This window comes from Kitasatospora herbaricolor (assembly GCF_030813695.1).
Lineage (GTDB): Bacteria > Actinomycetota > Actinomycetes > Streptomycetales > Streptomycetaceae > Kitasatospora > Kitasatospora herbaricolor.
The window spans coordinates 4027020-4053379 of sequence record NZ_JAUSVA010000002.1 but is presented as its reverse complement, the minus strand read 5'-3'; the positions used below and the strand labels follow the sequence as shown (position 1 = coordinate 4053379).

The following is a 26360-nucleotide window of genomic DNA, read 5'->3' as shown; positions in this document are numbered from 1 at the left end:
CGGCCGCCGGGGCCCCGTCCGGCCGGTCCGCTCAGGCGGCCGGGCGGTTGCGCTCGTACACCAGCCGCAGGCCGATCAGGGTGAGCCAGGGCTCGTGCACGTCGATGGTGGTGGCCTCGCCGAGGACGAGGGTGGCCAGGCCGCCGGTGGCGATCACCTGGACGTCCTCCGGGTCCTTGGCGAGCTCCCGGGACATCCGGTTGACCAGGCCGTCGACCTGGCCGGCGAAGCCGTACAGGATGCCGGACTGCATGCCCTCGACGGTGTTCTTGCCGATCACGTTGCGCGGCCGGGCCAGCTCGATCTTGCGCAGCTGGGCGCCGCGGACACCGAGGGCGTCCACCGAGATCTCGATGCCCGGGGCGATCGCCCCGCCGACGTAGTCGCCGCGCTCGTTGACCGCGTCGAAGGTGGTCGCGGTGCCGAAGTCGACCACGATGCACGGGCCGCCGTACAGGTGGTTGGCGGCCAGCGCGTTGACGATCCGGTCGGCACCGACCTCCTTGGGGTTGTCCATCAGGACGTGCACGCCCGTCTTCACGCCGGGCTCCACGATCACCGCGGGGACGTCGCCGTAGTAGCGGCGGGTCACCTCACGGAGCTCGTGGAGCACGGCGGGGACGGAGGAGCAGATCGCCAGGCCGTCCACCTTGGCCTCGGAGACCGCGGTGTGAGACCCCATCAGCCCCTGCATCAGCACCGCCAGTTCGTCCGCCGTGCGGCGCGGATCGGTGGAGATCCGCCAGTGCTCGACGACGTCCTCGCCGTCGAACAGGCCGAGCGTGGTCTGGGTGTTGCCGACGTCGATGGTGAGGAGCATGAGGTCCCGTAACGGCTAGAAGGGGTCTCTGACGAGGGATTACGGACGCAGGTCCAGGCCGATGTCGAGGATCGGCGAGGAGTGCGTCAGCGCCCCCACCGCCAGGTAGTCGACACCAGTCTCGGCGACCTCGCGCGCGGTGGCCAGGGTCAGTCCGCCGGAAGCCTCCAGCTTCGCCCGCCCGGCCACCAGTGCGACGGCCTCCTTGAGCTGCGCCACCGAGAAGTTGTCCAGCAGGATCAGGTCGGCGCCCGCCTCCAGGACCGGCGGGATCTGCTCCAGGGTGTCGACCTCGACCTCCACGGCGAGATCCGGGTACGCCGCCCGGACGGCCCGGAACGCCTCGGCGACGCCGCCCGCCGCGACCACGTGGTTGTCCTTCACCAGCGCGGCGTCCGACAGTGCCATCCGGTGGTTGGCGCCGCCGCCGCAGCGCACCGCGTACTTCTGCAGCGCCCGCAGGCCCGGGTGGGTCTTGCGGGTGTCGCGGACGACCGCGCCGGTGCCCGCCAGGGCGTCGGCCCAGGCGCGGGTGGCGGTCGCGATGCCGGACAGGTGGCAGAGCAGGTTGAGCGCGCTGCGCTCGGCGGTCAGCAGGTCGCGGGTGCGGCTGCGGACGGAGAGCAGCACCTGGCCGGCCTCCACCAGGTCGCCGTCCTGCACGTGCCGCTCGACCTCGAACTCCTCCTCGCAGATCAGCGAGACCACGGCCTCGGCGATCCGCAGGCCGGCCACCACGCCGGCCTCGCGGGCGGTGAAGTCGGCGGTGGCGACGGCCTCGGCCGGCACGGTCGCGACGGAGGTGACGTCCTCGCCGCCGGCCAGGTCCTCGGCCAGCGCCAGGGTCGCGACGTCCTCGACCTCGATCGGGTCCAGGCCGGCCTCCTCCAGCAGCTCGGCGAGTCGGGGGTCGAGACCGCTCTCGTAGCCCTCGCCGTCCCCGCAGCCGCAGCCGTCGCCGCAGCCGCCGCCCTGGTCGGCCAGCGGGAGTTCCTCGTGGGTGTGGGACATGGCTTACCGCTCCTCGGGAGTACTGACGGGGGTGCCGGCGGTGCCGGCGAGAGTGGTGACCAGGTGGCGCCGCCAGTGGGCGTCGTCCCGCTCGGGGAAGTCCTCGCGCCAGTGGCAGCCGCGGGTCTCCGCGCGCTGGGCGGCGGCCGCCACCAGGGCGGTCGCGACCAGGTGCAGGTTGGCCGCCTCCCAGGTCTCCACCCGGGGGTCGGCCGGCTTCTCGTCGGCGAGGTGGGCGTAGGCCTCCTCGGCGAGCGCGGCCAGCCCGGCGGCGGTGGCGGCCATGCTGGCGGCCGAGCGCAGCACGCCCGCGCCCTTGGACATCAGCCGCTGGATCTCGGCCCGGGCCTCCGGCGCCGGCAGCGGCACGGCACGCGCCGCCCGGGCGGCCGCCACGTCCACGGCGCGCTCCGGCAGTTCGCCGGCCCGGTGCCGGGCGGCCAGGTCGGCGGCGATCCGCTCGGCGAAGACCAGGCCCTCCAGCAGCGAGTTGGAGGCCAGCCGGTTGGCGCCGTGCACGCCGGTGCAGGCCACCTCGCCACAGGCGTACAGCCCCGGCACGGTGGTGCGGCCCAGCAGGTCGGTGCGGACGCCGCCGGAGGCGTGGTGCGCGGCCGGGGCGACCGGGATCAGCTCGGTGACCGGGTCGATGCCGTGCGAGCGGCAGGACGCCAGGATGGTCGGGAAGCGCTCCTCCCACATGGCGGCGCCGAAGTGCCGCCCGTCCAGGTACATGTGGTCGGCGCCCTTGAGCTGCATCTGCCGGGTGATCGCCTTGGCGACGATGTCGCGCGGGGCGAGCTCGTTCAGCTCGTGCTGCCCGACCATGAAGCGGTGCTCGTCCGCGTCGACCAGGTGGGCGCCCTCGCCGCGGACGGCCTCGGAGACCAGCGGCTGCTGGCCCTCGGCCTCCGGGCCCAGCCAGAGCACGGTCGGGTGGAACTGGACGAACTCCAGGTCGGTGACCTCGGCCCCGGCCCGCAGGGCCAGCGCCACGCCGTCGCCGGTGGAGACCGCCGGGTTGGTGCTGGCGGAGAAGACCTGGCCCATGCCGCCGGTGGCGAGCACCACCGCGCGGGCCCGGATCGCGCCGACGCCGTCGCGCTGGCCCTCGCCCATCACGTGCAGGGTCAGGCCGGCCGCGTGGCCGTCGGCGTCGGTCAGCAGGTCCAGCACCAGGGCGTGCTCGATCAGCTCCAGCCCCGGGTCGCTGCGCACGGCGGAGACCAGGGCGCGCGATATCTCGGCGCCGGTGGCGTCGCCGCCGGCGTGCGCGATCCGGCGCCGGTGGTGGCCGCCCTCGCGGGTGAGCAGGATCTCGCCGTCCTCGTCGAGGTCGAAGGCGGCGCCGGTGGCGATCAGGTGCCGGACGGCCTCCGGGCCCTCGGTGACGAGGGTGCGGACGGCCTCCTCGTCGCAGAGGCCGGCGCCGGCCACCAGGGTGTCGTCGAGGTGCTGCTCGGGGGTGTCACCCTCGCCCAGGGCGGCGGCGATGCCGCCCTGGGCCCAGCGGGTGGAGCCGTCGTCCAGCATCGCCTTGGTGACCACCACGGCCCGCAGGCCGGCCTTGCGGACGTTGAGGGCGACGGTGAGGCCGGCCACGCCGGAGCCGACCACGACGACGTCGGTGGTGGTCGTCCAGCCGGGGGCGGGGGCGGTGAGGCGGTGCGAGACGGACATGGCGTTCAGTTGCTCCTTCAGCGCGCGGCGGTGGCGGCCGCGTCGTCGGGGCCACCGTACGCCTGCCGGCCGACCGTGCCGGGGGCGTGGGCCTGGTCGCCCCGGAGCAGGCCGCTGCCCTCGGGGGCCTCGGCGGCGTCGGTGCCGAAGCCGGTGATCCGGTTCTCGGCGTCGACGAAGACCACGTTGGGCACGTAGCCCTTGGCCTCGGCGGTGTCCATCTGCCCGTAGGCGATCAGGATCACCAGGTCGCCGGGGTGGACCAGCCGGGCGGCGGCGCCGTTGATCCCGATGACGCCGGAGCCGCGCGGGCCCGCGATGGTGTACGTCTCCAGCCGGGCGCCGTTGTTGATGTCGACGATGTGGACCAGCTCGCCGGGGAGCAGGTCGGCGGCGTCGAGCAGGTCCTCGTCCACCGTGACCGAGCCGACGTAGTGCAGGTCGGCCTGGGTCACGGTGGCCCGGTGGATCTTGGACTTGAGCATGGTGCGGAGCACTGGGTCACGCCTCCTGTGGTGAGTGCATGCCTGAGGGTCGAGGGTGGTGCGGGTGTGACGGTGGTGGTGCGGACTGCCTGGTGCGCAGTGCTCGTCCTAGCGGACGATGATGCGGACGTTGTCGATCAGGCGGGTGGTCCCCACCTTCGCGGCCACGGCCAGCACCGCCTCGCCCTGGAAGTCGTCCGCCGCTTCGGTGAAGTCGTCGGGGTTGATCAGGGCGAGGTAGTCAAGGGTGACACCTTCGGCGGCGTCGATCACGGCCGAGGCCGCCTCGCGGACCGCCTTGGGCCCCTGGGCGGCCACGTCGCGGCCGGCGAACAGGGCCCGGGAGAGGGCGAGGGCCCGCTCGCGCTCGTCCTCGGCGAGGAAGCGGTTGCGGGAGGACCGGGCCAGGCCGTCCTCCTCGCGGACGGTCGGCACGCCGATCACCTCGACGTCGAAGTCCAGGTCGGCCACCATCCGCCGGACGATCGCCAGCTGCTGGGCGTCCTTCTCGCCGAAGAAGGCGAAGTCCGGGTCGGTGATGTGCAGCAGCTTGGCGACCACGGTCAGCATGCCGTCGAAGTGGCCGGGGCGGGTGGCGCCCTCGAAGCGCTCGCCCATCGGGCCCGCGGTGAGCCGCACCTGCGGCTCGCCGTTCGGGTAGACCTCCTCGACCAGCGGGGCGAAGACCACGTCCGCGCCGTTCTCCTCGGCCAGCCGGACGTCGGCGGCCAGCGTGCGCGGGTAGCGGTCGAGGTCCTCGCCGGCACCGAACTGCAGCGGGTTCACGAAGACCGTCACGGCCACCCGGCCGTCCGCGCCGACCTGCTTGCGGGCCGCCCGGATCAGCGCCGCGTGGCCCTCGTGCAGGGCGCCCATCGTCATCACGACGGCGTTGTCCACCGGCTGCTCGTCCGGCCAGAAGGCGGGCTCGAAGTCGGCGATCGTGTGGGTGAGGGCCGCCTTGCGGACCTTCGGCTCCCGGACCGGCTGCCTGCCACGCTGGTTCTTGCCCGCCATCAGTGCTTCTCCTCGTTGAGTACGTCCAGCAGCGCCGCCGCCGACTCTTCCTTGAGCGATCCACCCCGGACCGCCCGCTGCGCCGTGGCCCGGGCCATCGCGCGGTACGCCTGATCGATGTCCGGGGACACCGTACGCAACTGGTCCAGGTGGCGGCGGAGGGTCCCCGCGTCACCCCGGGCGACCGGGCCGGTCAGGGCCGCGTCGCCGGAGCGCAGACTGTTGTCCAGGGCGGCGCCGAGCAGCGGGCCGAGCAGCCGGCCGGGCTCGGCCACGCCCGCGCCGCGCAGCAGCTCCATGGCCTGCGCGACCAGGGTGACCAGGTGGTTCGCGCCGTGCGCCAGCGCCGTGTGGTAGACCGGGCGGACCTCCTCGGGCACCCACTCGGGCTCGCCGCCCATCTCCACCACCAGGGCCTCGGCGACCGGCCGCAGCTCCTCGGGGGCGGTCACCCCGAACGGGCAGCCGGCCAGCCGGGCCAGGTCCACCGACGTCCCGGTGAAGGTCATCGCGGGGTGCAGGGCCAGCGGCAGTGCGCCGGCCCGGGTCGCCGGTTCGAGGACCGCCACCCCCTGCGCGCCCGAGGTGTGCACCACGATCTGCCCGGGACGCACCGCCCCGGTCGTGGCCAGGCCCCGGACCAGGTCGGCGAGCGCGTCGTCCGGGACGGTGAGCAGGACGAGGTCGGCGGCGGCCAGCACCTGCTGCGGCGTCACCAGGCGGACGCCGGGCAGCAGGGCCTCGGCCCGGCGCCGGGAGGCGGCCGAGACGCCGGAGGCGGCGACCACCCGGTGGCCGGCCAGTTGCAGGGCGGCGCCCAGCGCGGGCCCGACGCGGCCGGTGCCGACCACCCCGACGGCGAGACGGGCGGGACGGTCACCGGGGTCGGAGGGGCCGGCGGACTGCTCGGGCGCACCGAAGGGGTTGGACGTGCTCACGGCTTGGCGTTCGTCCTCACTTCCGTTCCGGTCCTCTGCGGGTACCAGACGTACCGGGCCATTCTACGGCCGCCCGGGAGCCACCCGCCGGGGCGGCCCGCGGCACCGGCCGCCCGGGCCGGCCCGCCGCCGGCGCCGCTACTCCCCGGCGCCGGCCCGGACCAGGCCGGCCTCGTACGCCAGCACCACGGCCTGCACCCGGTCGCGCAGGCCCAGCTTGGCCAGGATCCGGCCGACATGGGTCTTCACGGTGGCCTCGGAGAGCACCAGCCGGGCGGCGATCTCGCTGTTCGACAGGCCCTGCGCGACCAGCAGGAAGACCTCCCGCTCCCGGTCGGTGAGCGGGGCCAGGGTGTTGGCGGCGGGGGCCGCGCCGACCGTGGGCAGCACCTCGGCGAAGCGGTCGATCATGCGGCGGGTGGTGGTCGGCGCGACCACGGCGTCACCGGCGTGGACCGAGCGGATCGCCGCGACCAGCTCGGTCGGCGGGACGTCCTTGAGCAGGAAGCCGCTGGCCCCCGCCTTCAGCGCGGCGAAGGCGTACTCGTCCAGGTCGAAGGTGGTGAGGATGAGCACGTGCGGAGCGCCCGGCAGCGGCGTGCCGTCGGCGGACAGGCAGATCCGCCGGGTGGCCTGGACGCCGTCCAGCCGCGGCATCCGGACGTCCATCAGGATCACGTCCACCTCGGTGTGCCGCAGCACCTCCAGAGCCTGCGCGCCGTCACCGGCCTCCGCGGTGATCTCGATGTCGCCCTGCGACTGCAGGACCATCCGGAAGCCGGTGCGCAGCAGCTCCTGGTCGTCGACGAGCATCACGCGGATGGTCATGGCTCTCCCTCTTGCACGGACTGGTTCTTGCTCGGACTGGATCGCGGACGTGGTCGCCCGGACCGTGACACGGACGCCCGGACGGGACGCACCGGCTCTGCTCGACGGCCCGGCCTACTTGGCCGCCTTGAGCGGCAGGACGGCGCGGATCCGGAACCCGCCGCCGGGCCTGGGGCCGACGTCGAGACTGCCGCTGACCATCCCGACCCGCTCCCGCATGCCGATCAGACCATGCCCGAGACCGTCGGTCCCGCCGCCGGTCAGCTGCTCGGAGGTGGTGCCCCGGCCGTCGTCCTCGATCAGCACGGCCAGCTCCCGCTCGCCGAAGTCCACCGCGACCTTGGCCCGGGCGTCCGGGCCGCCGTGCTTGCGGACGTTGGTCAGCGCCTCCTGGACGATCCGGTAGACCGTCAGCTCGACCCCCCGGGGCAGCTCGCGGGCGTCGCCGGAGGCGGTGAAGTCGACCGGCAGGCCGGCCGTGCGGACCTGGTCGAGCAGCTCGGGCAGCTCCTCCACGCCGGGCTGCGGCATGTACTCCTCGGCGGTGCCGGCCGTGCGCAGCACGCCGAGCAGCCGGCGCATCTCCACCAGCGCCTGGCGGCCGGTGGACGCGATGGTGCCGAGCGCCTCCTTGGCCTGCTGCGGCGAGTTGTCGAGCACGTACGCGGCGCCGTCCGCCTGGACGATCATCACCGAGACGTTGTGCGCCACCACGTCGTGCAGCTCCCGGGCGATCCGGGCCCGTTCGGCCGCCACCGCGACCTTCGCCTGCGCGTCCCGCTCGCGCTCCAGCCGGGCGGCCCGGTCCTCCAGCTCCACCAGGTACGCCCGGCGCACCCGGGTCAGCCGGCCCCAGGCCCAGCAGAGCACGAACGGGGTGGACATCAGGGTGGCCAGCAGCAGGCTCTGCATGACGCTGTAGTGCGGACCGATCGGTTCGCCCTGCTCGTCCACCGAGCCGGTGGGGAAGCGCCAGAGGGTCAGCGGGCCGGCGGCCAGTCCGGCGCCGAGCGCCAGCCGGGACGCCCAGGTGGAGCCGAAGGCGGCGCCCGTGTAGGCGAAGACCAGGTACCCGATGCTGGAGGCCGCGGGGTTGACGTCCAGTGCGATCTGGCCGAGGCCGAGGGTCACCGCCAGCGCCAGGGTGAGGTCCGGGTTGCGGCGCCGGAACACCATCAGCAGCGGGACGGCGACCGCGATCAGGTAGTGCACGACAAGCCGCCAGCCGTGTTCGCTGTCGTCCGGCAGCAGGCCGAGGAGCAGCAACAGCAGCGCCCAGGCGGAGTCGGCCACCATGGGGTGTCGGCGGAGCCAGGCGTTGAGTCGATGCACGTGTCCAGCCTAGGCAGTCGCGGAGTGCTCCCAGGTCCGCCGGGAGGGCGATCCCTTCTACTCCCTAGGTCGGAGACGAACCCCGGGCCGGGTCCGGCTCCCGGTAGCGTCGACCCCTATGACTTGGATGCGGTGGCGGCCCGCCATGGAACAGGCGCTGTACGGCGCGGAGGGCTTCTACCGCAGGCCGGAGGGCCCGGCCGGCCACTTCCGGACCTCCGTGCACGCCTCGGGGCTGTACGCCCGGGCGGTCGCCCGGCTGCTCGGCGAGGTGGACCGGGCGCTCGGCCACCCGGCGGAGCTGGCCTTCGTCGACGTCGGTGCGGGGCGCGGCGAGCTGCTGACCGGGGTGCTGGCCGCGGTGCCCGCCGAGCTGGCCGGCCGGCTGCGCCCGTACGGGGTGGAGCTGGCGGCCCGGCCGCCGGGCCTGCCGGCCGAGGTCCGGTGGACGGACGTCCCGCCGGCCGGCGTCACCGGGCTGCTGTTCGCCAACGAGTGGCTGGACAACGTGCCGCTGGACCTCGCCGAGGTCGGCCGGGACGGGGTGCTGCGCTACACCGAGGTGGACACCGCGAGCGGCGGGCAGCGGCCGGGCGCCCCCGTCTCCGAGGCCGACCGCCGCTGGGCCGAGCGCTGGTGGCCGGTGCGCGAACCGGGGGACTTCGTCGAGCTGGGCGGACCGCGGGACGAGGCCTGGGCGGGTGCGGTGGGCTCGCTGGCGGCCGGGCTGGCGGTGGCGGTGGACTACGCGCACACCACCGGCCACCGCCCGCCGTTCGGCACCCTCACCGGGTTCCGGGACGGCCGGGAGGTGAGCCCGGTGCCGGACGGCTCCTGCGACGTCACCGCCCACGTGGCGCTGGACGCGGTGGCCGTGCCCGGTGTCCACAGCCTGTGGACGACGCAGCGCGAAGCGCTGCGGGCCCTCGGCGTGAGCGGCGCCCGGCCGCCGCTGGCCCTGGCGTCCAGCGACCCGGCGGCCTACCTGCGGGCGCTCGGCGGGGCGGGGGAGGCGGCCGAGCTGACCGACCCGGCGGGGCTGGGGGCCTTCGGCTGGCTGGCGCAGCCCGTCCGGATGCCGGGACCGCCGAGCCTGGCGGGGCTCGCGGGATGGCAGACTCTGGTGCCATGAGGGAGACCACGGTCGGCATCGGCGCGGGTGCGGAAAACTTTTCGGGCGAACCGGGCACCACGGACATGGTGCTCAACATCGGCCCGCAGCACCCGTCCACGCACGGCGTGCTGCGCCTGAAGCTGGTGCTGGACGGCGAGCGGATCGTCTCCGCCGAGCCGGTGATCGGCTACATGCACCGGGGCGCCGAGAAGCTCTTCGAGGCCCGCGACTACCGCCAGATCATCATGCTCGCCAACCGCCACGACTGGCTGTCGGCCTTCGCCAACGAACTCGGCGTGGTGCTCGCGGTGGAGCGGATGCTCGGCATGGAGGTGCCCGAGCGAGCGGTCTGGATCCGGACCATGCTGGCCGAGCTGAACCGGGTGCTGAACCACCTGATGTTCCTCGGCTCCTACCCGCTGGAGCTCGGCGGGATCACCCCCGTCTTCCACGCCTTCCACGGCCGCGAGGAGCTCCAGCACGTGCTGGAGGAGGCCTCCGGCGGCCGGATGCACTACATGTTCAACCGGGTCGGCGGCCTCAAGGAGGACCTGCCGGCCGGCTGGCTCGGCCGGGTCCGGGCGGCGGTCGCCACCGTCCGCTCCCAGTTGCCGGTCTTCGAGGACCTGGTGCTCGGCAACGAGATCTTCCGGGCCCGCACCGCCGGCGTCGGCGTGCTCTCCCAGGAGCACGTGCACGCGTACGGGGTGAGCGGCCCGATCGCCCGGGCCAGCGGCGTCGACCTCGACCTGCGGCGTGACGAGCCCTACCTCGCGTACGGCTCGGAGGAGCTGCGGGGGGTGCTGACCGTGGTCACCCGGGAGGAGGGCGACTGCCTGGCCCGCTTCGAGTGCCTGCTGGAGCAGACCGTCAACTCGCTGGACCTCGCCGACGCCTGCCTGGACAAGCTGGCCACGCTGGCGCCCGGCCCGGTCAACCTGCGGCTGCCCAAGGTCCTCAAGGCCCCGGAGGGCACCACCTACGCCTGGACCGAGAACCCGCTCGGCATCAACGGCTACTACCTGGTCTCGCGCGGCGACAAGACGCCCTGGCGGCTGAAGCTCCGCTCGGCCTCGTACAACAACATCCAGGCGCTCACCGAGCTGCTGCCCGGCACCCTGGTCGCCGACATGGTGGCGATCCTCGGCTCGATGTTCTTCGTGGTCGGCGACATCGACAAGTGACGCGGGGGCCGCTCCCCGGGGAGCGGCCCCCGCGTTCGTTCCTCGGCCGGCCGCCCGGCCTACTTGTGCTTGGGCTTCTTCGGCGCGGGCGCCGGGTCGGCCGGGTGCGGGGCCACCTTGCGGTCGCCCTTGGTGGCGATCCGCTCCTCGCACAGGCCGGCCAGCACCTGGTACGCCCCCGCGCCCATCAACTCGGTGAGCTCGGGGCGGTAGCTGACGTACACGGGGTCGGGGCCGTTGTGCGCCTCCGGGCTGCCGGTGCACCACCAGTGCAGGTCGTGGCCGCCGGGACCCCAGCCGCGGCGGTCGTACTCGCCGATGGTGACCTGGAGGTAGCGGGTGTCGTCCGGGCGGTCGATCCAGTCGTAGGTGCGGCGGACCGGCAGCTGCCAGCAGACGTCCGGCTTGGTCTCCAGCGGCTCCTTGCCCTCCTTCAGGGCCAGGGTGTGCAGGGCGCAGCCCTCGCCGCCGGGGAAGCCCGGGCGGTTGAGGAAGACGCAGGCGCCGTCGACCCGGCGGGTCTGGCGGTCGCCGTCCTCGTCGAACATGGTGATGCCGCCGTCGACCTTGATCCGGCCCTTGGCGTCGGTGCCGTGCTCGAACAGCTCCCAGGTCTCCGGGGTGAGCCGGGCGGCGTGCCCGGCCACCCGCTTCTCGTCGTCCTCGTCCGAGTAGTGCGCGCCCAGCGTGCAGCAGCCGTCGGACTCGCCGCGCCCCGGCCGGATGCCGTGGCAGCCCTTGCCGAAGATGCAGCTCCAGCGGGAGGTCAGCCAGGTGAGGTCGCAGCGGAAGACCTGCTCGTCGTCCTCCGGGTCGGTGAACTCCACCCAGGCGCGGGGGAAGTCGAGCGGCACCTCCGGGCGCCGGGTCGGCATCGCGAGGTCGACCGCGACCGGCTTCGGCTTCTTGGGCTTGGCGGGGGAGTCGTGCGGGACGTTCTTCGAGGTCTCTGCTGCTGCCACTCGGCAAGGGTAGAGCCTTCGGGGGGTGCGGATCAGCTCACGGCCGAGGCATTTGCCACGATTTCACCGGCCGGACGGCGGCGGCCGGGCCGGGCCGGGCGGCCGCCGGACGTGGAGCCGGACGTGAAGGCGGGGTGAAAAGGCCGCCGCGCCCCTCGGCGGCCGGGCCGGGCGCCCTAGGATGGCGGCCGCCGGAGTCGTCCCGCCGGCCGCGCACCGAAGGCGGCCCTCGGGACGAGGTCCGCTACGGGGAGGTACGGGGATGAGCAGCAGCAAGGCCAACGGCGGTACGGGCGGCGGCGGTACGCCCACGGGCGGCGGGGCCGGCCCGGGGGAGCACTTCTCGGTCAAGCCGTGGGAGATGCACGGCGAGGGCCGGGAGTTCGAGCAGATCTCCAACGACTTCGTCCGGGCCGCGCTCGGCCTGGAACAGTCGCTGGCGGGGCTCGGCACCCCCTGGGGGCAGGACGAGCCCGGCAGCGGGTTCGGCGGCAGCTACCAGGAGGCCCGCGAGGCGGTGCTCGGCGGGCTGCACGGCATCGCCGACCGCCTCGGGAAGATCGGCACCGGCCTGCACACCATGGCCGACTCGGTGGCGGACACCGACTCCGGCATCTCGGCCGACTTCGGCCGCACCGCAACCTCCGCCCCCGGTGGCGTCGTCCACCCTGGCGGGGGGTTCGCCGCGGGTCCCGTCGGCGGCCCGGCCCGGCCCGGCCCGGCGGCCTGAGACCGCTGTTCGCGCCCGTACGCCCGTACGGCGCGCCGTCGCATGTCGCTCTTCGAAGGGGGAACCGCGTGTCCCGGAAGCTGCCCGAGGAACTCGCCCCGGTACTGGCCCTGCTGGGTCACGCCTGGCCGCAGGCGGACGAGGACGGACTGCGCCGGGCGGCCGGGCTGTGGCGGGAGTTCGCCACCGAGAGCGAACGGCTCGGGCGCCGCGGCGGGGCCTCGGCCGGCCGGGTCACCGGGGAGAACTCCGGCCGCGCGGTGGAGGCCTTCGCCGACCACTGGCAGACCTTCAGCGGCGGCGGCCGCGGGCACCTGGACGACGCGCAGCACGCCGCCGAACTGGTCGCCAAGGCCTTCGAGACGGCGGCCCTGGCCACCGACACCTGCAAGGCGGAGCTGGTCTCCACCCTGACCGCGCTCGCCGAGGACCTGAAGCAGGCCGAGGAGCACGCCGCCGCGGCCAAGCAGACCGCCGCCCAGGTCTCCACCGCCGCCACCGGCTCGCAGCACACCCAGGGCGTGTTCGGCGCGGTGGTGCACTCGGTCGGCGCGGTGGCCGCCAAGGTCAAGGACGCCGCCGCGGACACCGTCGCCGACGCGGTGAGGACGGTGGCGGTGGAGGCCGCGCGGCTGAAGGTCGCCGGGCTGCTGGAGGAACTCGGCCGGGCCATGAAGGCCGCGGTGCAGAGCGCCGTGAAGGAGCCGGCCCTCACCGCGCTGACCCGGATCGCCGGCGCGGGGACGGCCCACGTCGGCCCCGCCGACGTCCCCACCATGTCCGAGGTGCTGAGCGCCAAGGGCGGCTTCGACCCGGCCGCGGCCGGGCTGCCCGCCGCGCTGGGCGAGCCCGGTGTGCTCGGCGCCGGCGGCGCCGGGCTGACCGTCCGGCTGGACGAGCAGGGCAAGCCCGTGGTCGGGGTCGAGGGGCTGACCGTCAAGCTGGACGAGAACGGCCGGCCGGCCCTCGACGAGCAGGGCAACCCGGTGATCCTGCGGGCCGACGGCACCGAGGTGGCCGACCCGACCGGGCTCACGCTGGTGGTCGGCAAGGACGGCAGGCCGGTGGTCGCGGTGGAGGGGCTGACGGTCGAACTGGACGAGCACGGCAGGCCACAGGTCGGCCCCGACGGCCGGACCGTCCTGAACGGTCCGGACGGCAAGCCGGTGGTCGCGGTCGACCTCACCCAGCACGCAGCCCCCGGCGGGAAGCCGCCGTTCGGCACCGGCCTGGACGCCGTCCCGGGCTCGGGTCTGCCCGGTTCGGAGCTGCCCGGCCAGGGCCTGCCAGGGTCCGGCCCGCCCGGCTCGGGCCTGCCGGGCTCGGGTCAGCCGGGTGGCGGCGCTCCCGGGGCGGGCCCGCTGGTGGACGTGACGGCCGGCGGCGCCGGGCCGGACGTCCGGATCCGGACCGGTCCGGTTGGCGCGGCCGCCGGCCCCTGGGACAACGGCAACGGCGGCGGACCGTCGGCCGGCCCGGCCGTGGACACCTCCGTGGGCCGGCCCGAACGCCCCGCCCCGGCGGGCGGGTCCGGGCACGCGGGCGGCGGGTACGGCCCGGTCTCCGCGGGTGGCTACGCGCCCTCGGCCCCGGTCGAGGCGCCGCCGGCGCCGTCCCACGGCGCGGGCGCCCCGGTCTCGGTGCGCACCGACTCCGTCCTCGCCCCGCCGGCCCCCGACCTGGACCACGCCGGCGGGTACGGCGCCGGGGGCCCGGTCGCGAGCGGCGGCCACTTCGCGGGCGGCGGTCCGGCCGGCGGCGGGGCCGGCGGCTCGGGCGCCTCAGGCGGGTACGTCCCCGGCGGTGCCTCCTCCTCGGGCGGTGGTGGCTACGGCGTGTCCGGGTCGCTCCCCGGGGGCGGAAGCTTCGGCGCCGGCGGTGCGTTCGGTGGCGGTGGTGGTGCCGGCGGCAGCGCCGGCGGCGGTGGGTTCGTGGGTGGCGGTTCGGCGGCCGGCGCGGGGCACCTGCCCTCCTCGGGCGGGGCCCAGGGCGGCTCGGGCGCGAGCGGCGCCGGTGCCGCTGTGGTCGGCGTGCCGGGGGCCGGGACGCCGGCCGCCGGTGGGCCCGGTGCGGGCGGGGCCGGTGCGGGCGGTTCGGCCGCCGGTGCGGGCGGACAGCCGGCCGAGGCCCGCCAGGGAGCGGCAACGGGCGGATCGCGCGCCGGGGCCGGCACCACCGGCCCGGTGCCGATCGGGACGGGGCCGATCCTGGCCCCCGGCCCCGGCCGTGCCGGGCCCGAAGGCGGCGGTGGCGGCGCCGGTGCGGGCGCGGGCGCCGGCCACGGGGCCGGCGAGGCGCGCCGCCGGGGCGAGCACGGGCCGGGCGAGGGCACCGCGCCCTGGGTCGCGCCGGTGGCCACCGCCCAGCTGCTGGCCCTGCACCTGGCCTCGCGGGCCGCCCGCGACCAGGGCGAGGAGGAGCCGGACCAGGCCGTGCGGGTCCGCTGCATCGCCGACAGCCGCCCGTACGGGGTGCCCGGCGGGCTGGGCCCGGTAGACCCGCAGGAGCAGGCCGAGCTGGAGCGCCGGGTGCCCAAGGGCGCGGACGGCCTGCCGGCCCGGCACCCCGCCCCGGCCGCCGGCGGCTGGGCCGAGGTGGTCAACGCCGCCGGCCACCGCGAGCCGGGCCGGGCCAACAACGCCCTGGAGATCGCCCTCTCCGCCGTGGACACCTTCACCGGCCGTCCGGCCTGCGCCGCTCCGCGGATCCCCACCGAGGGCGGGGCCGGCGAGCGCGGCGGACGCGACCGCGCGGAGCGCGAACTCGGCGCGCCGTTCCGGGACCTGGGCGAGGGGGCCGAGGCCTTCGAGCGGCTGGCCGGAGCGCTGCGCCGGGCCGGACACGGCGCCCAGGCCGTCCTGCTCACGCTGGACGCGTACGGGCGCTCGCACGCCTGGAACGCCGTCCACCACCAGGAGGCCGTGACCTACCTGGACCACCAGACCGGCCGTCAGGGCCCGGAACCGCTGCACAGCGCGGACCACGGCCTGTGGGCGATCGCCCTCGACCCGGACTGCCGTCCGCTGGACCTCGCGGAGCGCCGGGCCCGTCCGGCCGTACCGGAGGCGGTGGCCGTCGCCGAGGCGGCAGCCGTTGCGCAGGCACCGGCCGTGGCGGAGGTGCCGGATGCCCCGGCCGGCGCCGGCGCCGGGGCCGGCAGCGCCGAGGCCGCCGCCGATGCCGGCAGCGCCGAGGCCGCCGCCGATGCCGGCAGCACCACCGGCAGCACCACCGGCAGCACCACCGGCAGCACCACCGGCAGCGGCAGCCCGGACGGCACCGACGGCAGCACGAGCAGCACCGGCAACACAACCAGCACCACCGACCCCAGCAGCACCACCAGCACCAGGAGCGCCGACTCGTGACCACCCGCGCGCAGGCGATCGACGCCGCCCACCGCTGGATCAACGGTGACCTGCCCCGGGCGTCCGCCGACGCCGCCACCGGCAGCCGGGCGGTGCACGCCCACGAGTTCGACCTCGGCTGGGTGCTGTGGGCGGACCCCTCGCCGGTCCGGGTCGACCCGCTGACCGGGGAACGCCGGGCGCCCGAGGAGATCGGCGCGGCCTGCGCGGTGGTCGACCGCGCAACCGGCGCGCTCAGCGTCTGGCCGTCCGTCCCCGTCCCCGAGGTGGTCCGGTTCTACCGCGACAGTCTCGGCGCCGGCTGCTACGACCCGGCGCTGCCGCCCGCCACCGGTCCCGGCGCCCGCGCCGAACTGACCTACCGGGACGAACTCGGCGGCACCCGGGCCCTGGCGCTGCGCTCCGAGCCGGGCCTGGCGCACCCCGCGCTGCGCGCCTGGCGACAGCTGCAGCAGCAGGGCGTCCGGGCCGAGGACGTGCTGTCGGTGCGCACCGACCTGCGGATCGGAGCCCTGCCCGGCGGCTACTGGGCGCACGCGCTGGCCGCCGAACTGCCCGCCGTCCAGGTCGGGTTCGAGATCCCCTACGGGCCGCGCGCGGACGCCAGGGCGCAGGCCCTGCGGGCGTTGCCGGAGCCCGCCGCGGAGCCGGGGCAGCCCGCGCCCGCCCGGCGCAACCGGGTGCCGTTCCCCCGCTCGGTGCCCGCGGCCGCGGCCGAGCACGACCGGCCCCTGGCGGCCCGGCTGGCGGAGCAGTTCGGCCCGGCCGGCGTCCGCCGCTTCGACCCGGCCGACGTCGGCCGGGCGGACCTGCCGGAGGTGACCGCCCGGGCGCTGCTCGGGGTCGGCGTGCCGGTCCTGGTCGAGGGGTACTTCGCGCTGCACCACCCGCTGCCGGACGGGATCGCCGACGGCACCCGGCCCGGCCCGGTGCTCCCGTCGGTGGCCGACCACCTGGCGGAGCTCGGGCGCGGCACGCTGGCCACCGTCCGGGCCGCGCAGGAGCTGGTCTCGCAGGTGGTGCTGGGCACTGACGGCTGGGCGCTGATCACGGTGGACACCGCGCGCGGCGTGGTCCGCGCGATCGACCCGGACCACGCCACGGCCCGCTACTGCAACGCGGACCTGACGGCCTTCGTCCGCTGCCTGTCGCTGTTCGCGGACCGGCTGCCCCGGCTGCGCGGCCTGCACCCGTACGCGGCCGGGCAGGCCGTCGCCGAACTCCAGTGGGGGCTGGCGGCGGTCGACCGCACGGTCTTCGACGACCCCGAGAACTGGTGGGCCGTGCTGGTCGAGCAGTTCTGGGACGGCCTGCTGTGAAACCGGCCCGGCCTGAACCGGCCAAGCCCTGAACCGGCTCCGGCCCTGAACCGGACTGTTCCTGAACCGGCCCGGCCCGCAGCGGCCTGCCGCAGCGGCGGGCCGCGCCGGTTCGCCCCGCCGGCCCGCTCCCATGTTTGATGAACCGTCCGAGCGCCGCCCGGACGCGCACGACCCGAGCCGGAGCCCCGCCTTGACCGTTCCACCCCGCCTGCCCGCGGCCCTGCTCGCCACCCTGGCGGTGCTCGCCGCGGGCTGCGCCGCGCCGGCCGCCGGCCGGGCGGCGCCGGCGGCCCCGGTGACCGCGCTGCGCGCGCAGGTGGCCGCGGCCCCCGAGCCCTGCGACCGGCCGGTCGTGATCGGCCACCGCGGCGCGCCCGCCGCCGCCCCGGAGAACACCATGGCCTCCTTCGAGGCCGCCCTGCGGGGCGGCGCCGACTGGCTGGAGACCGACGTGCAGACCACCAAGGACGGCGTGCCCGTCCTGATGCACGACTCCTCCGTCGACCGGGTCACCGACGGCAAGGGCGAGGTGGCCGCCCTGACGGCCGCCCAGATCGCCGGCCTGCGGGTCACCGTCGGCCCGGGCGGCCCGGAGCCCGTTCCGACGCTCGAACAGCTGCTGACCCGGCTGGCCGGCACCAGGACCAGGCTGCTGATGGAGATCAAGTGGCAGCGGCCCGAGGACGTCGCCCGGATCGCCCGGATCGCGGCGGCCAGCCGGGCCGACGTCGTCCTGTACTCCTTCTCCGCGGCCCACCTGCGGCAGGCGCACGAGGAGGCGCCCCGGCTGCCGCTGGTGCTGATCCAGGGCGGCGGCCTGGCGGACCCGCCGGACGGCCTGCCGCTGGCCGGGCTGGCCCTGGACACGGGGCTGGCGACCGCCGAGCGGATCGGGGCCGAACGCCGGGCCGGGCACCAGGTCTACGTGTGGACGCTGGACGACGAGCCGTCCTGGCAGGCGATGTCCGACCGGGACGCGGCCGGCCTGATCACCGACGTGCCGGACCGGGCCCGGCCGTGGGTGGACGCCCGCTGCCGCGCGCCCAGGAGCGGACAGCCCGCCCCGGCCGGCACCCCGTAGCGCGCCGGTGGCACCCGTCGCCGCGGGCCGTCGCCGCGGGCCGGTGCCCTGAGCCGGTGCCCTGGGCCGGTGTCCCGAGCGACCGACCTGAGCCGACCGCCTGAGTGGGCGTCAGGCGGTCGGCCCGCACGGCGCCCGGCGCTGCGCCCGGCCGCAGGTGCGGGCGCGCTCCGCCGCCGGCCGCGCCCCGCCGGGCGGCGGGAGGCCGGACGTCCCGGCCCGCCGATCGGAATGTGCGGGCCAGGACCGGTGGTCGGTGGTATCGCGTAGCGTGGACGGTTATGCGACTCGGTGTTCTAGACGTAGGTTCCAACACCGTCCACTTCCTCGTGGTGGACGCCCATCCCGGGGCTGCCCCGCTGCCCGCGTACTCCCACAAGGCGGAGCTGCGGCTGGCGGAACTGCTCGACGCCGAGGGCTCGATCCACGCGAGCGGCGTGGACAAGCTGATCGGCATGGTCGCCTCGTCGATCCGGGTCGCCGAGGACAAGGGCGTGGTGGACGTCCTGCCGTTCGCCACCTCCGCCGTGCGGGAGGCCGGCAACGGCGAGGAGGTGCTGCGGCGGGTCGCCGAGGAGACGGGCGTCGAGCTGCGGGTGCTCTCCGGCCAGGACGAGGCGCGGCTGACGTTCCTGGCCGTCCGGCGCTGGTTCGGCTGGTCCTCCGGCCGGCTGCTCAACCTCGACATCGGCGGCGGCTCCCTGGAGATCGCCTGCGGCCTGGACGAGCAGCCCGACGTGGCCTGCTCGCTGCCGCTCGGCGCGGGCCGGCTCACGGCCGGCTGGCTCCCCGGGGACGTCGCCGACCCGGAGGACCTGCGCCGGCTCAGACGCCACATCCGGGCCGAGATCGCCAGCGTGGCCGGCGAGATCGCCCGGCTCGGGGCGCCGGACCACGCGGTGGCCACCTCCAAGACCTTCAAGCAGCTGGCCCGGATGACCGGCGCCGCCCCCGCCGACGCGGGCCAGTACACCACCCGCAAGCTCACCAGGTCCGGCCTGTCCGCCTGGGTGCCCCGGCTCTGCGCGATGTCGGTCGCCGAGCGGGCGCAGATCCCGGGCGTCTCGCCGGGCCGGGCCCGGCAACTGCTGGCCGGCGCCCTGGTCGCGGACGCCGCGATGGACATCTTCGGCCTGGCCGAGCTGGACATCTGTCCGTGGGCGCTGCGGGAGGGCATCATCCTGCGCCGCCTCGACACCCTGGACAGCCCCGCCGACCGCAACCGGGCCGCCCTCACCGGCTGACAACGCCGCCCGGTCCGTGACGTTCGTCGCCTACGTCCCGTTCCGGGCCGTGTCCGCATACGCTGTCTCCCGTGGCGCAACCAGCGGACGAGGACGGGACGCAGGAGGGCCGCGCTGCCGGTGCGGGGCAGCCGCGGCCGGCCGGGCCGCGCCGGGCCCGGGCGGGTACGGCCGCCAGGCGGACGGTGGAGGCGGCCTCCCGGACCGCCCGGACGGTGAAGTCGGCCGGCGGCAGGACGGGCCGGACGGGCGGGACGGGCAAGGCCGGCAAGGCCGCGAAGGCAGGCCGGCCGGGCGCCGGTGAACTCCCGGACCCGGGCACCGCCGGCGGCACCGGCACCACGCAGGCCGGCACCACGCAGGCCGGCACCACGCAGGCCGGACCCGAGCAGGCCGGACCGCCCCCGGCCGGAGCCGGCAAGCAGCCCAGGGCGCCCCGCCGAGGGCGTGCCGCCGAGGACGCCGCACCGGCCGTGCCCGCCGGGCCGCCGGAACCCGGCCGGCCGGCCGGGCGCCGCGAACGCGCCCGGGCCGCCGCCCCCGCCGCCGCCCCCGCCAAGGCCTCGGCCGGGGCGGCCAAGGCCCCCCGGACCCCGGCGAAGGCCGCCGTGAAACGCGCCGTGCGGACCGTCGGCGCCGTCAAGGCCGCCAAGCGGGCCGCCCGGACGGCGCCCCTGCTGCGTACCACCGACCGCCTGGTCCTGCCGCAGCACCCCGGGCTGCACATCCCCGACACCAAGGTCGCGCTGTCCACCGCCTCGGTGTACCCCGAGTCCACCTCCGTGGCCTTCGAACTGGCCGAGAAGCTGGGCTACGACGGCGTCGAGGTGATGGTCTGGAACGACCCGGTCAGCCAGGACGTCGAGGCGCTGCGCCGGCTCTCCGACGCCCACCGGATGCCGATCCTGGCCGTCCACGCGCCCTGCCTGCTGATCACCCAGCGGGTGTGGACCACCGACCCGTGGACCAAGCTGGTCCGGGCCCGGGCCGCCGCCGAGAAGCTCGGCGCCGGTGCCGTCGTCGTCCACCCGCCGTTCCGCTGGCAGCGGCAGTACGCCCGCGACTTCGTCGAGGGGATCGGGCGGATGGCGGGCGAGACCGACGTCCGCTTCGCGGTGGAGAACATGTACCCCTGGCGCTACCGCGACCGCGAGATGCTCGCCTACGCCCCCGGCTGGGACGTCACCGAGGAGGAGTACCGGCACTTCACCATCGACCTGTCGCACGCCTCCACCTCCCGGATCGACGCGATGGAGATGGTCCGGCGGATGGGCGACCGGCTGGCCCACATCCACCTGGCCGACGGCTCCGGCTCCGGCAAGGACGAGCACCTGATCCCGGGCCGCGGCAGCCAGCCCTGCGCCGAACTGCTGGAACACCTGGCCCGGACCGGCTTCGACGGCCACGTGGTCCTGGAGGTCAACACCCGCCGCTCGGTCTCCGCCGCCGAACGCGAGGCCGACCTCGCCGAGGCGCTCGCCTTCACCCGGCTCCACCTGGCCACCCCCGCCCGGGTACGCTGACGATGGACCGCACGAGTGCGAACCACTGTGAGCAGGGGGAGACATGACGGACCATGACACGCTCGCTTCGTCCTTCGGTGCGGTCGCCGAGGAGTACGACCGGGCCCGGCCGAGCTACCCCGACGCACTCTTCGACGAGCTGGAGCGGCTGACCGGCCGCCCGCTGAAGGGCGCGGACGTGCTGGACGTCGGCGCGGGCACCGGCATCGCCACCCGGCTGCTGGCCGCGCGCGGCGCCCGGGTCACCGCCGTCGAGCCCACCCCGGGGATGGCCCGGCGCCTGCACGCCGTCTCGCCCGAGCTGCCGCTGGTCCGCGGGGACGGCAACGACCTGCCCTTCCACGACTCCACCGCCGACCTGATCACCTACGCCCAGGCCTTCCACTGGACGGACCCGGCCCGCTCCGTCCCCGAGGCGCTCCGGGTGCTGCGCCCGGGCGGCGCGCTGGCCACCTGGTGGAACGTCAAGGACAGCTCGACGGGCTGGGTCCGGGCGATGGGCACCCGGCTCGCCGAGGCGCTGCAGGGCTCCTACCACGGCTACGGCGCGGTGAACGAGATCGTCGGGCACCTGGAGCCGTACGGCCTGCGGCTGGGCAGCGCCGTGCTGCGCTGGGAACGGGTGATCACCGTCGACCAGGTGATCACCGACCTCACCTCGCGCTCGTACCTGGCGGCGCTCACCCCCGAGCGCCGCGCGCCGCTGCTGGCGGTCGAGCGGGAGGCGCTGCTCGCCGAGTTCCCGGACGGCTGGGTCACCGAGCCGTACGTCCTGGACCTCACGGTCGCGGTCACCGGGGGCTGACGCGCCGGCGCCGCCGGGGCCGGTCACGGTACGACCCGCACTGACCGCATCGCGGACGGAGCGTCCGCGCGCTGGACCTGAGGCGTACGCTCGATAGCTAACAGCGGCCCTGCACCCTCCCACCAGCGCAGTCGGCCGCAGCAGCCTCCGAAGGAGTGGAGCACAGTGCCCGAGCTGAAGTCCCGTACGGTCACCCACGGTCGCAACATGGCAGGCGCCCGGGCGCTTCTCCGGGCGGCCGGCGTAGCCCGCGAGGACTTCGGCAAGCCGATCATCGCGGTGGCCAACTCCTTCACCGAGTTCGTGCCGGGCCACACCCACCTGCAGCCGGTCGGCCGGATCGTCTCCGAGGCCGTCCAGGCGGCCGGCGGCATCCCCCGCGAGTTCAACACCATCGCGGTGGACGACGGCATCGCGATGGGCCACGCCGGCATGCTGTACTCGCTGCCCTCGCGCGACCTGATCGCCGACTCGGTCGAGTACATGGTCAACGCGCACTGCGCGGACGCCCTGATCTGCATCTCGAACTGCGACAAGATCACCCCGGGCATGCTGATGGCCGCGCTGCGCCTCAACATCCCGACCGTCTTCGTCTCCGGCGGCCCGATGGAGGCCGGCCAGGCCGTCCTGGTGGACGGCACCGTCCGCAAGCTCGACCTGGTCAACGCGATCTCCGACGCCGTCAACGAGAACGTCTCGGACGAGGACATCGCCATCATCGAGGAGAACGCCTGTCCGACCTGCGGGTCGTGCTCGGGCATGTTCACCGCCAACTCGATGAACTGCCTGACCGAGGCGATCGGCCTCTCGCTGCCCGCCAACGGCTCGGTGCTGGCCACCCACACCGCCCGCAAGGCGCTGTACGAGGACGCCGGCCGCACCATCGTCGACATCACCAAGCGGCACTACCACCAGGACGACTACTCCGTCCTGCCGCGCAACATCGCCACCCGCGCCGCGTTCGAGAACGCCATGGCGCTGGACATCGCGATGGGCGGCTCCACCAACACGATCCTGCACCTGCTCGCCGCGGCCCAGGAGGCCGAGGTGGACTTCGACATGCGGGCCATCGACGCCATCTCGCGCAAGGTGCCGTGCCTGTCGAAGGTCGCGCCCAACGGCAAGTACTACATGGAGGACGTCCACCGGGCCGGCGGCGTCCCCGCGATCCTCGGCGAGCTCTACCGCGGCGGGCTGCTGAACGAGGACGTGCACACCGTGCACTCCGGCTCGCTCGACGAGTGGCTGAAGGGCTGGGACATCCGCGGCGGCTCGCCGTCGCCGGAGGCCGTCGAGCTGTTCCACGCCGCCCCGGGCTGCGTCCGCTCGGCCACCGCCTTCTCGCAGTCCGAGCGCTGGGACACCCTGGACACCGACGCGGCGGGCGGCTGCATCCGCAGCGTCGAGCACGCCTACTCCGTCGAGGGCGGCCTCGCGGTGCTCTACGGCAACCTCGCCGAGGACGGCTGCATCGTGAAGACGGCCGGCGTCGACGAGTCGATCTGGACCTTCAGCGGCCCGGCCGTGGTGCTGGAGTCCCAGGAGGACGCCGTCGACGCGATCCTGACCAAGCGGGTCAAGGAGGGCGACGTGGTCGTCATCCGCTACGAGGGCCCCAAGGGAGGCCCCGGCATGCAGGAGATGCTCTACCCGACCTCCTTCCTCAAGGGCCGGGGCCTGGGCAAGGCCTGCGCGCTGATCACCGACGGCCGGTTCTCCGGCGGCACCTCGGGCCTCTCCATCGGCCACGCCTCGCCCGAGGCGGCATCCGGCGGGGCCATCGCGCTGGTCGAGGACGGCGACATCATCTCGATCGACATCCCGGCCCGGAAGGTCGACCTGCAGGTCTCCTTCGAGGAGCTGCACGAGCGCCGGCTGAAGCTGGAGTCCGAGGGCGGCTACCGGCCGAAGAACCGGCAGCGCGAGGTCAGCCAGGCGCTCAAGGCGTACGCGGCGATGGCCACCTCGGCCGACAAGGGCGCCGTCCGGGACGTCAGCAAGCTCGGCTGACCGCACCCCGCGGGTCGCCAGGACCAGCAGGCGGTGACAGGCAGGACGTCGTAGGAGCCGCCCCGGCAGCCGGGGCGGCTCCTACGTGGTTCCGGGCCGGGCGGGTGATAATCGGATCCGTGAGCGAGCACCCCACCCCCAGCAGCAGCCCGGCCGGCCCCGCCCCCGAGGGCGCCCCCGCACCGGCGGGCATCCGCTGGTTCGGCACCAGCTGGGTCGGGCGCGGCTCCGACTACCGGTTGCGCCGGGTGCTCGTCCCCGTGGGCGCCCTGCTGGCCGCGGCCACCGGCGCGCTGCTGCTGCGCTTCGGCGTCCAGGGCGTGCAGATGTCGGACGCCGGGGGCTTCGTCCACGGCCTGCTGGTCGCCGCCGTCGCGATCTGCTCCTGCCTGGCGGCCCTGCGCAACTGGAAGCTGCTGAGCGAGGGCCGGGAGTCGCTCACCGGCTGGATGGCCGAGGACAAGTCGCTCGGCGCGGTCTGGATCATCGGCGGGGTGGGCGCGCTGCTCGCCTACTTCGCCCGCAGCCTGGTCGAGGCTCCCGGCGAGGCGGTCGAGCGGGCCCGCCACGAGGAGGCCCTCCAGCGGTTCGAGCGGCGCCAGGCCAACCGCAGCCGGCGGCCCGACACCAGGGCGCCGGGCCGCGGCAGGCGGCGGGGCTGAGCCCTCCGTCCGGTCAGCTGCGGCTGATGGTGCCGCACTCCGGGCCCGCGCTCGGGTCGGGGACGGGGGCCGGCGTGCTCCGGTCGTACGGGTCGGTGGCGGGCCCGTGGGGCGTCTGCCCGGGCGGGGCCGGCACCGCGAACTGCTCGAAGTACGGGTGGTAGAAGCCGTCCTGGACGTGGCAGGCGGTGTTGGCCACGTCGCCGCGGAACTCCGCGAAGTTGATCTTCTTGGGGTTGGTCCGGTAGCGGGCCGGATCGTAGAAGCGGTAGGTGTCAGCCCGCCGCACGACGGTGCGGGCGGTCCGGGTGCTCCCGCCGACCTCCTCGGCCACGGCGATCGTCCGGGCCACCGGCTTCGCGGCGATCGTCCAGGCCACCGGCTTCGCGGCGGCCGAGTTCTCCGGAGCGGCCGGCCGGGCGCTCGCCGGCGGCTTGGTGCCGGGCAGCGGCCGCCCGGCCTCCGGGCCGGGGCGCAGCGCGTACACGAAGCTGAAGTCGGTGTGGATCAGCACGCCCCGCTCGCCGTCGCCCTCCACGCTCATCCGGCCGAGGACCCGGACGTCACCCACCGGGATCGCGTCGCGCGGGTCGAAGCGGCTGAACAGGGAGGTGGCGTCGGCCGTCCCGTCCGGGTGGTCCAGCCCCCGGACGGCGGCGTCCCGCTCCTCCCGGTCCAGCAGGTCCAGCGCGGTCTCCGGGCGGCCCCCGGCGATCACCGCCGGGTCCAGGTTGGACGCCACCAGGAAGTCCTTGACCAGCTTCAGCTGGGCCGCGACCTGATCCGCGTCGAACGCCCCGACCGCCTGCGCCGGGGGCAGCTCGATCGCGCCCGGGCCGGCCGGCCAGCCCTCGGCGGGCGAGCCCGCCCACGGGTGGTCCACGGTCGGGCTCTGCGCGGCCAGCGACGGGGGCGCCGAGCCGGGTCGGGCCGTCTCCGGGGCGACCGAGGGGGCGGAGGTGGGCAGGCCGCCCCGCGTGCCCCGGTACCAGTCCCGCAGGCCGTCCAGGTTGAGCACGGCGAGCAGGACCGCGACGGTGAGGAGTACGAACAGCGGCGCGCGCAGGTCCCGGCCCCGGCGCCGGGGCGTGCCCCAGGCGTCGACCGGCGCGGGCGCGCGGCGCAGCCGGCGCTTCGGCCGGGCCGGTGTCGGGTCGAGGACGGTGCGGCGGGCCCCCGGGTCCACCGGCGGCTGGTCCTTCCAGCGCGCGGCGAGCATCCGGGTGCGCCCGGCCTGCTCCTTCACGGTGGCACCCTTGACGAACTCCTCGTCCAGGACGAGGTTCTCGAACGGGTCGCTCCCGTCCGGGTCGGACCCCTCGGAACGGCGGGGATCCGGATCTTCGACTGTCGGCATCGCGTCAGTATGCCGACGCCGGGTGACACCCCGATGATCAGGGGCACAAGTCCGGGCGACGGGCGGTGGGTTCGGACCGATAGCGACCGGTGTGTCCGCCGCCGGGCCGCGTCTCCCCGGCACCGTTCCGAGCCCCGGGCCCCGGAACACCCCCGTGGTCCCGGGCCCGGGGCGCTCGGCCGCCCGCCGGGCTCACTTCTCGCGGGCCTGCTTCACCGAACCCACCACGCCGGCGACCGCCAGCAGCAGACCGGCCGGCAGCAGCGACACCAGGAAGGCGCCGATCAGGCTCGCGTCCCCGAGGAAGGTCTGCGCGAGCGTGTTGAGGACCAGCAGGGCCCCGGCGGCGGGCATCGCGGCCTGCCACGGGTGCTCGCCGGCCCAGCGCCGGATCCGCCGGTCCCCGGTGTCGGTGCGGAGCCGCCCGCCGACGGTGCCGACCAGGAAGAAGAAGAACAGTGCCCAGCCGGCCGGGCCGGCGAGCATGCTCATGGACCAGTGCCCGGTGATCAGATCGACCCCGAGCGCCGCGGCGCCCACCACCGCACCGACTCCCGCGGCCGTCCGCCACGGGCCCATCGTCGCGGAGGCGACGGCGAGCTGCTGATTTTCGCGTCGGGACAAGTCTCCGTGTGCCATGTCTCCACGGTGCTCCGCCGGTGCGCGGGAAGCCATAGGGGAGAACCCCGAGTTTCCCCCTACGCCGGGAGGGCCGCGCGGACCTCCCCGCGGCGGGGCCGCCGGCGCCTCCGGGGCCGCGGACGGCCCCGCCGGACGGCCGGCCCGGGCCCGGCCGAACCCGCCGCCCCGGGCCCGGTGTTCGGGAGCGGAACGGCCGGGCCCGGAGCTGCCCACGGGCTGGACCGGCACCCGCCCGCGCGGGCACCGGT

22 protein-coding genes are annotated in these 26360 nt (G+C 75.7%); 11 read left to right on the top strand and 11 right to left on the bottom strand.

All coding sequences use genetic code 11. The features are described from left to right. Nucleotides 1–31 precede the first annotated feature (31 nt). The 8 genes from J2S46_RS18055 to J2S46_RS18020 form a co-directional block, all read right to left on the bottom strand. Nucleotides 32–820 (bottom strand): type III pantothenate kinase, encoded by a 789-nt coding sequence (locus tag J2S46_RS18055; RefSeq protein WP_191288789.1) that lies wholly within the window; start codon nucleotides 818–820, stop codon nucleotides 32–34. A gap of 39 nt (nucleotides 821–859) precedes the next feature. Continuing rightward, nucleotides 860–1831 carry a carboxylating nicotinate-nucleotide diphosphorylase gene (gene nadC / locus J2S46_RS18050; RefSeq protein ID WP_191288787.1) on the bottom strand — a complete coding sequence of 324 codons (972 nt, stop codon included), beginning with the start codon at nucleotides 1829–1831 and terminating at the stop codon, nucleotides 860–862. A gap of 3 nt (nucleotides 1832–1834) precedes the next feature. Further along, nucleotides 1835–3511, bottom strand: coding sequence for an L-aspartate oxidase (locus tag J2S46_RS18045; protein ID WP_191288786.1), 1677 nt, complete (start codon nucleotides 3509–3511; stop codon nucleotides 1835–1837). Between the two features lie 17 nt (nucleotides 3512–3528). Beyond that, the gene (gene panD / locus J2S46_RS18040; protein ID WP_191288785.1) at nucleotides 3529–4008 is read right to left on the bottom strand and encodes an aspartate 1-decarboxylase; all 480 of its coding nucleotides are present in this window, start codon (nucleotides 4006–4008) and stop codon (nucleotides 3529–3531) included. Nucleotides 4009–4104: 96 nt separating this feature from the next. Next, nucleotides 4105–5013 (bottom strand): pantoate--beta-alanine ligase, encoded by a 909-nt coding sequence (gene panC, locus J2S46_RS18035; RefSeq protein WP_191288784.1) that lies wholly within the window; start codon nucleotides 5011–5013, stop codon nucleotides 4105–4107. Beyond that, nucleotides 5013–5951, bottom strand: coding sequence for a Rossmann-like and DUF2520 domain-containing protein (locus tag J2S46_RS18030; protein WP_191288783.1), 939 nt, complete (start codon nucleotides 5949–5951; stop codon nucleotides 5013–5015). Before J2S46_RS18030 ends, panC begins: the two co-directional genes overlap by 1 nt. Nucleotides 5952–6089: 138 nt before the next feature. Beyond that, nucleotides 6090–6779: a response regulator gene (locus tag J2S46_RS18025; RefSeq protein ID WP_190213592.1), complete on the bottom strand. Its 690-nt coding sequence runs from the start codon at nucleotides 6777–6779 to the stop codon at nucleotides 6090–6092. A gap of 114 nt (nucleotides 6780–6893) precedes the next feature. Then, nucleotides 6894–8111: a sensor histidine kinase gene (locus J2S46_RS18020; RefSeq protein WP_191288782.1), complete on the bottom strand. Its 1218-nt coding sequence runs from the start codon at nucleotides 8109–8111 to the stop codon at nucleotides 6894–6896. A 118-nt stretch (nucleotides 8112–8229) separates the two neighbouring features. Here J2S46_RS18020 and J2S46_RS18015 point away from each other — a divergent pair, with 118 nt between their 5' ends. Together J2S46_RS18015 and J2S46_RS18010 are read left to right on the top strand one after the other, a co-directional pair. Then, nucleotides 8230–9243, top strand: coding sequence for an SAM-dependent methyltransferase (locus J2S46_RS18015; protein ID WP_191288781.1), 1014 nt, complete (start codon nucleotides 8230–8232; stop codon nucleotides 9241–9243). Beyond that, on the top strand, nucleotides 9240–10409 hold the full coding sequence (locus J2S46_RS18010) for an NADH-quinone oxidoreductase subunit D (RefSeq protein WP_191288780.1): 1170 nt from the start codon (nucleotides 9240–9242) through the stop codon (nucleotides 10407–10409). The genes J2S46_RS18015 and J2S46_RS18010 overlap by 4 nt, the downstream gene beginning before the upstream one ends. A 59-nt stretch (nucleotides 10410–10468) precedes the next feature. Here the strand turns inward: J2S46_RS18010 and J2S46_RS18005 are convergent, their stop codons facing one another. After that, nucleotides 10469–11284, bottom strand: a complete 816-nt coding sequence (locus J2S46_RS18005) for a DUF3109 family protein (protein ID WP_191289022.1) — start codon at nucleotides 11282–11284, stop codon at nucleotides 10469–10471. 349 nt (nucleotides 11285–11633) lie between these two features. On the opposite strand from J2S46_RS18005, the gene J2S46_RS18000 reads away from it, so the two are divergent. The 9 genes from J2S46_RS18000 to J2S46_RS17960 all read left to right on the top strand — a co-directional run bounded on the left by J2S46_RS18000 (nucleotide 11634) and on the right by J2S46_RS17960 (nucleotide 24113). Further along, nucleotides 11634–12101 carry a WXG100 family type VII secretion target gene (locus J2S46_RS18000; protein WP_191288779.1) on the top strand — a complete coding sequence of 156 codons (468 nt, stop codon included), beginning with the start codon at nucleotides 11634–11636 and terminating at the stop codon, nucleotides 12099–12101. A gap of 68 nt (nucleotides 12102–12169) precedes the next feature. Then, entirely contained in the window at nucleotides 12170–15466 is a 3297-nt protein-coding gene (locus J2S46_RS17995) for a toxin glutamine deamidase domain-containing protein (RefSeq protein WP_191288778.1), read from the top strand. Then, nucleotides 15463–16785 carry an SUKH-4 family immunity protein gene (locus J2S46_RS17990; RefSeq protein WP_191288777.1) on the top strand — a complete coding sequence of 441 codons (1323 nt, stop codon included), beginning with the start codon at nucleotides 15463–15465 and terminating at the stop codon, nucleotides 16783–16785. The genes J2S46_RS17995 and J2S46_RS17990 overlap by 4 nt, the downstream gene beginning before the upstream one ends. A 193-nt stretch (nucleotides 16786–16978) precedes the next feature. Further along, entirely contained in the window at nucleotides 16979–17869 is an 891-nt protein-coding gene (locus tag J2S46_RS17985; protein ID WP_191288776.1) for a glycerophosphodiester phosphodiesterase, read from the top strand. A gap of 281 nt (nucleotides 17870–18150) precedes the next feature. Beyond that, nucleotides 18151–19113, top strand: a complete 963-nt coding sequence (locus J2S46_RS17980; RefSeq protein ID WP_191288775.1) for a Ppx/GppA family phosphatase — start codon at nucleotides 18151–18153, stop codon at nucleotides 19111–19113. A gap of 719 nt (nucleotides 19114–19832) precedes the next feature. Next, the gene (locus tag J2S46_RS17975) at nucleotides 19833–20636 is read left to right on the top strand and encodes a sugar phosphate isomerase/epimerase family protein (RefSeq protein ID WP_079197861.1); all 804 of its coding nucleotides are present in this window, start codon (nucleotides 19833–19835) and stop codon (nucleotides 20634–20636) included. Nucleotides 20637–20679: 43 nt separating this feature from the next. Next, a complete protein-coding gene (locus J2S46_RS17970; protein ID WP_191288774.1) occupies nucleotides 20680–21441 on the top strand; it encodes a class I SAM-dependent methyltransferase in 762 nt (253 codons plus the stop codon). Nucleotides 21442–21606: 165 nt separating this feature from the next. Beyond that, nucleotides 21607–23451, top strand: a complete 1845-nt coding sequence (gene ilvD / locus J2S46_RS17965) for a dihydroxy-acid dehydratase (protein WP_191288773.1) — start codon at nucleotides 21607–21609, stop codon at nucleotides 23449–23451. Between the two features lie 119 nt (nucleotides 23452–23570). Then, nucleotides 23571–24113, top strand: a complete 543-nt coding sequence (locus J2S46_RS17960) for a hypothetical protein (RefSeq protein WP_191288772.1) — start codon at nucleotides 23571–23573, stop codon at nucleotides 24111–24113. 13 nt (nucleotides 24114–24126) lie between these two features. Here J2S46_RS17960 and J2S46_RS17955 read toward each other — a convergent pair whose 3' ends face one another. Both J2S46_RS17955 and J2S46_RS17950 read right to left on the bottom strand, forming a co-directional pair. Further along, complete coding sequence (locus J2S46_RS17955) at nucleotides 24127–25470, bottom strand: SCO2583/SCO2584 N-terminal domain-containing protein (RefSeq protein ID WP_191288771.1); 1344 nt, start codon at nucleotides 25468–25470, stop codon at nucleotides 24127–24129. 192 nt (nucleotides 25471–25662) lie between these two features. Further along, nucleotides 25663–26109 carry a hypothetical protein gene (locus J2S46_RS17950; RefSeq protein ID WP_191288770.1) on the bottom strand — a complete coding sequence of 149 codons (447 nt, stop codon included), beginning with the start codon at nucleotides 26107–26109 and terminating at the stop codon, nucleotides 25663–25665. Nucleotides 26110–26360: the final 251 nt, after the last annotated feature.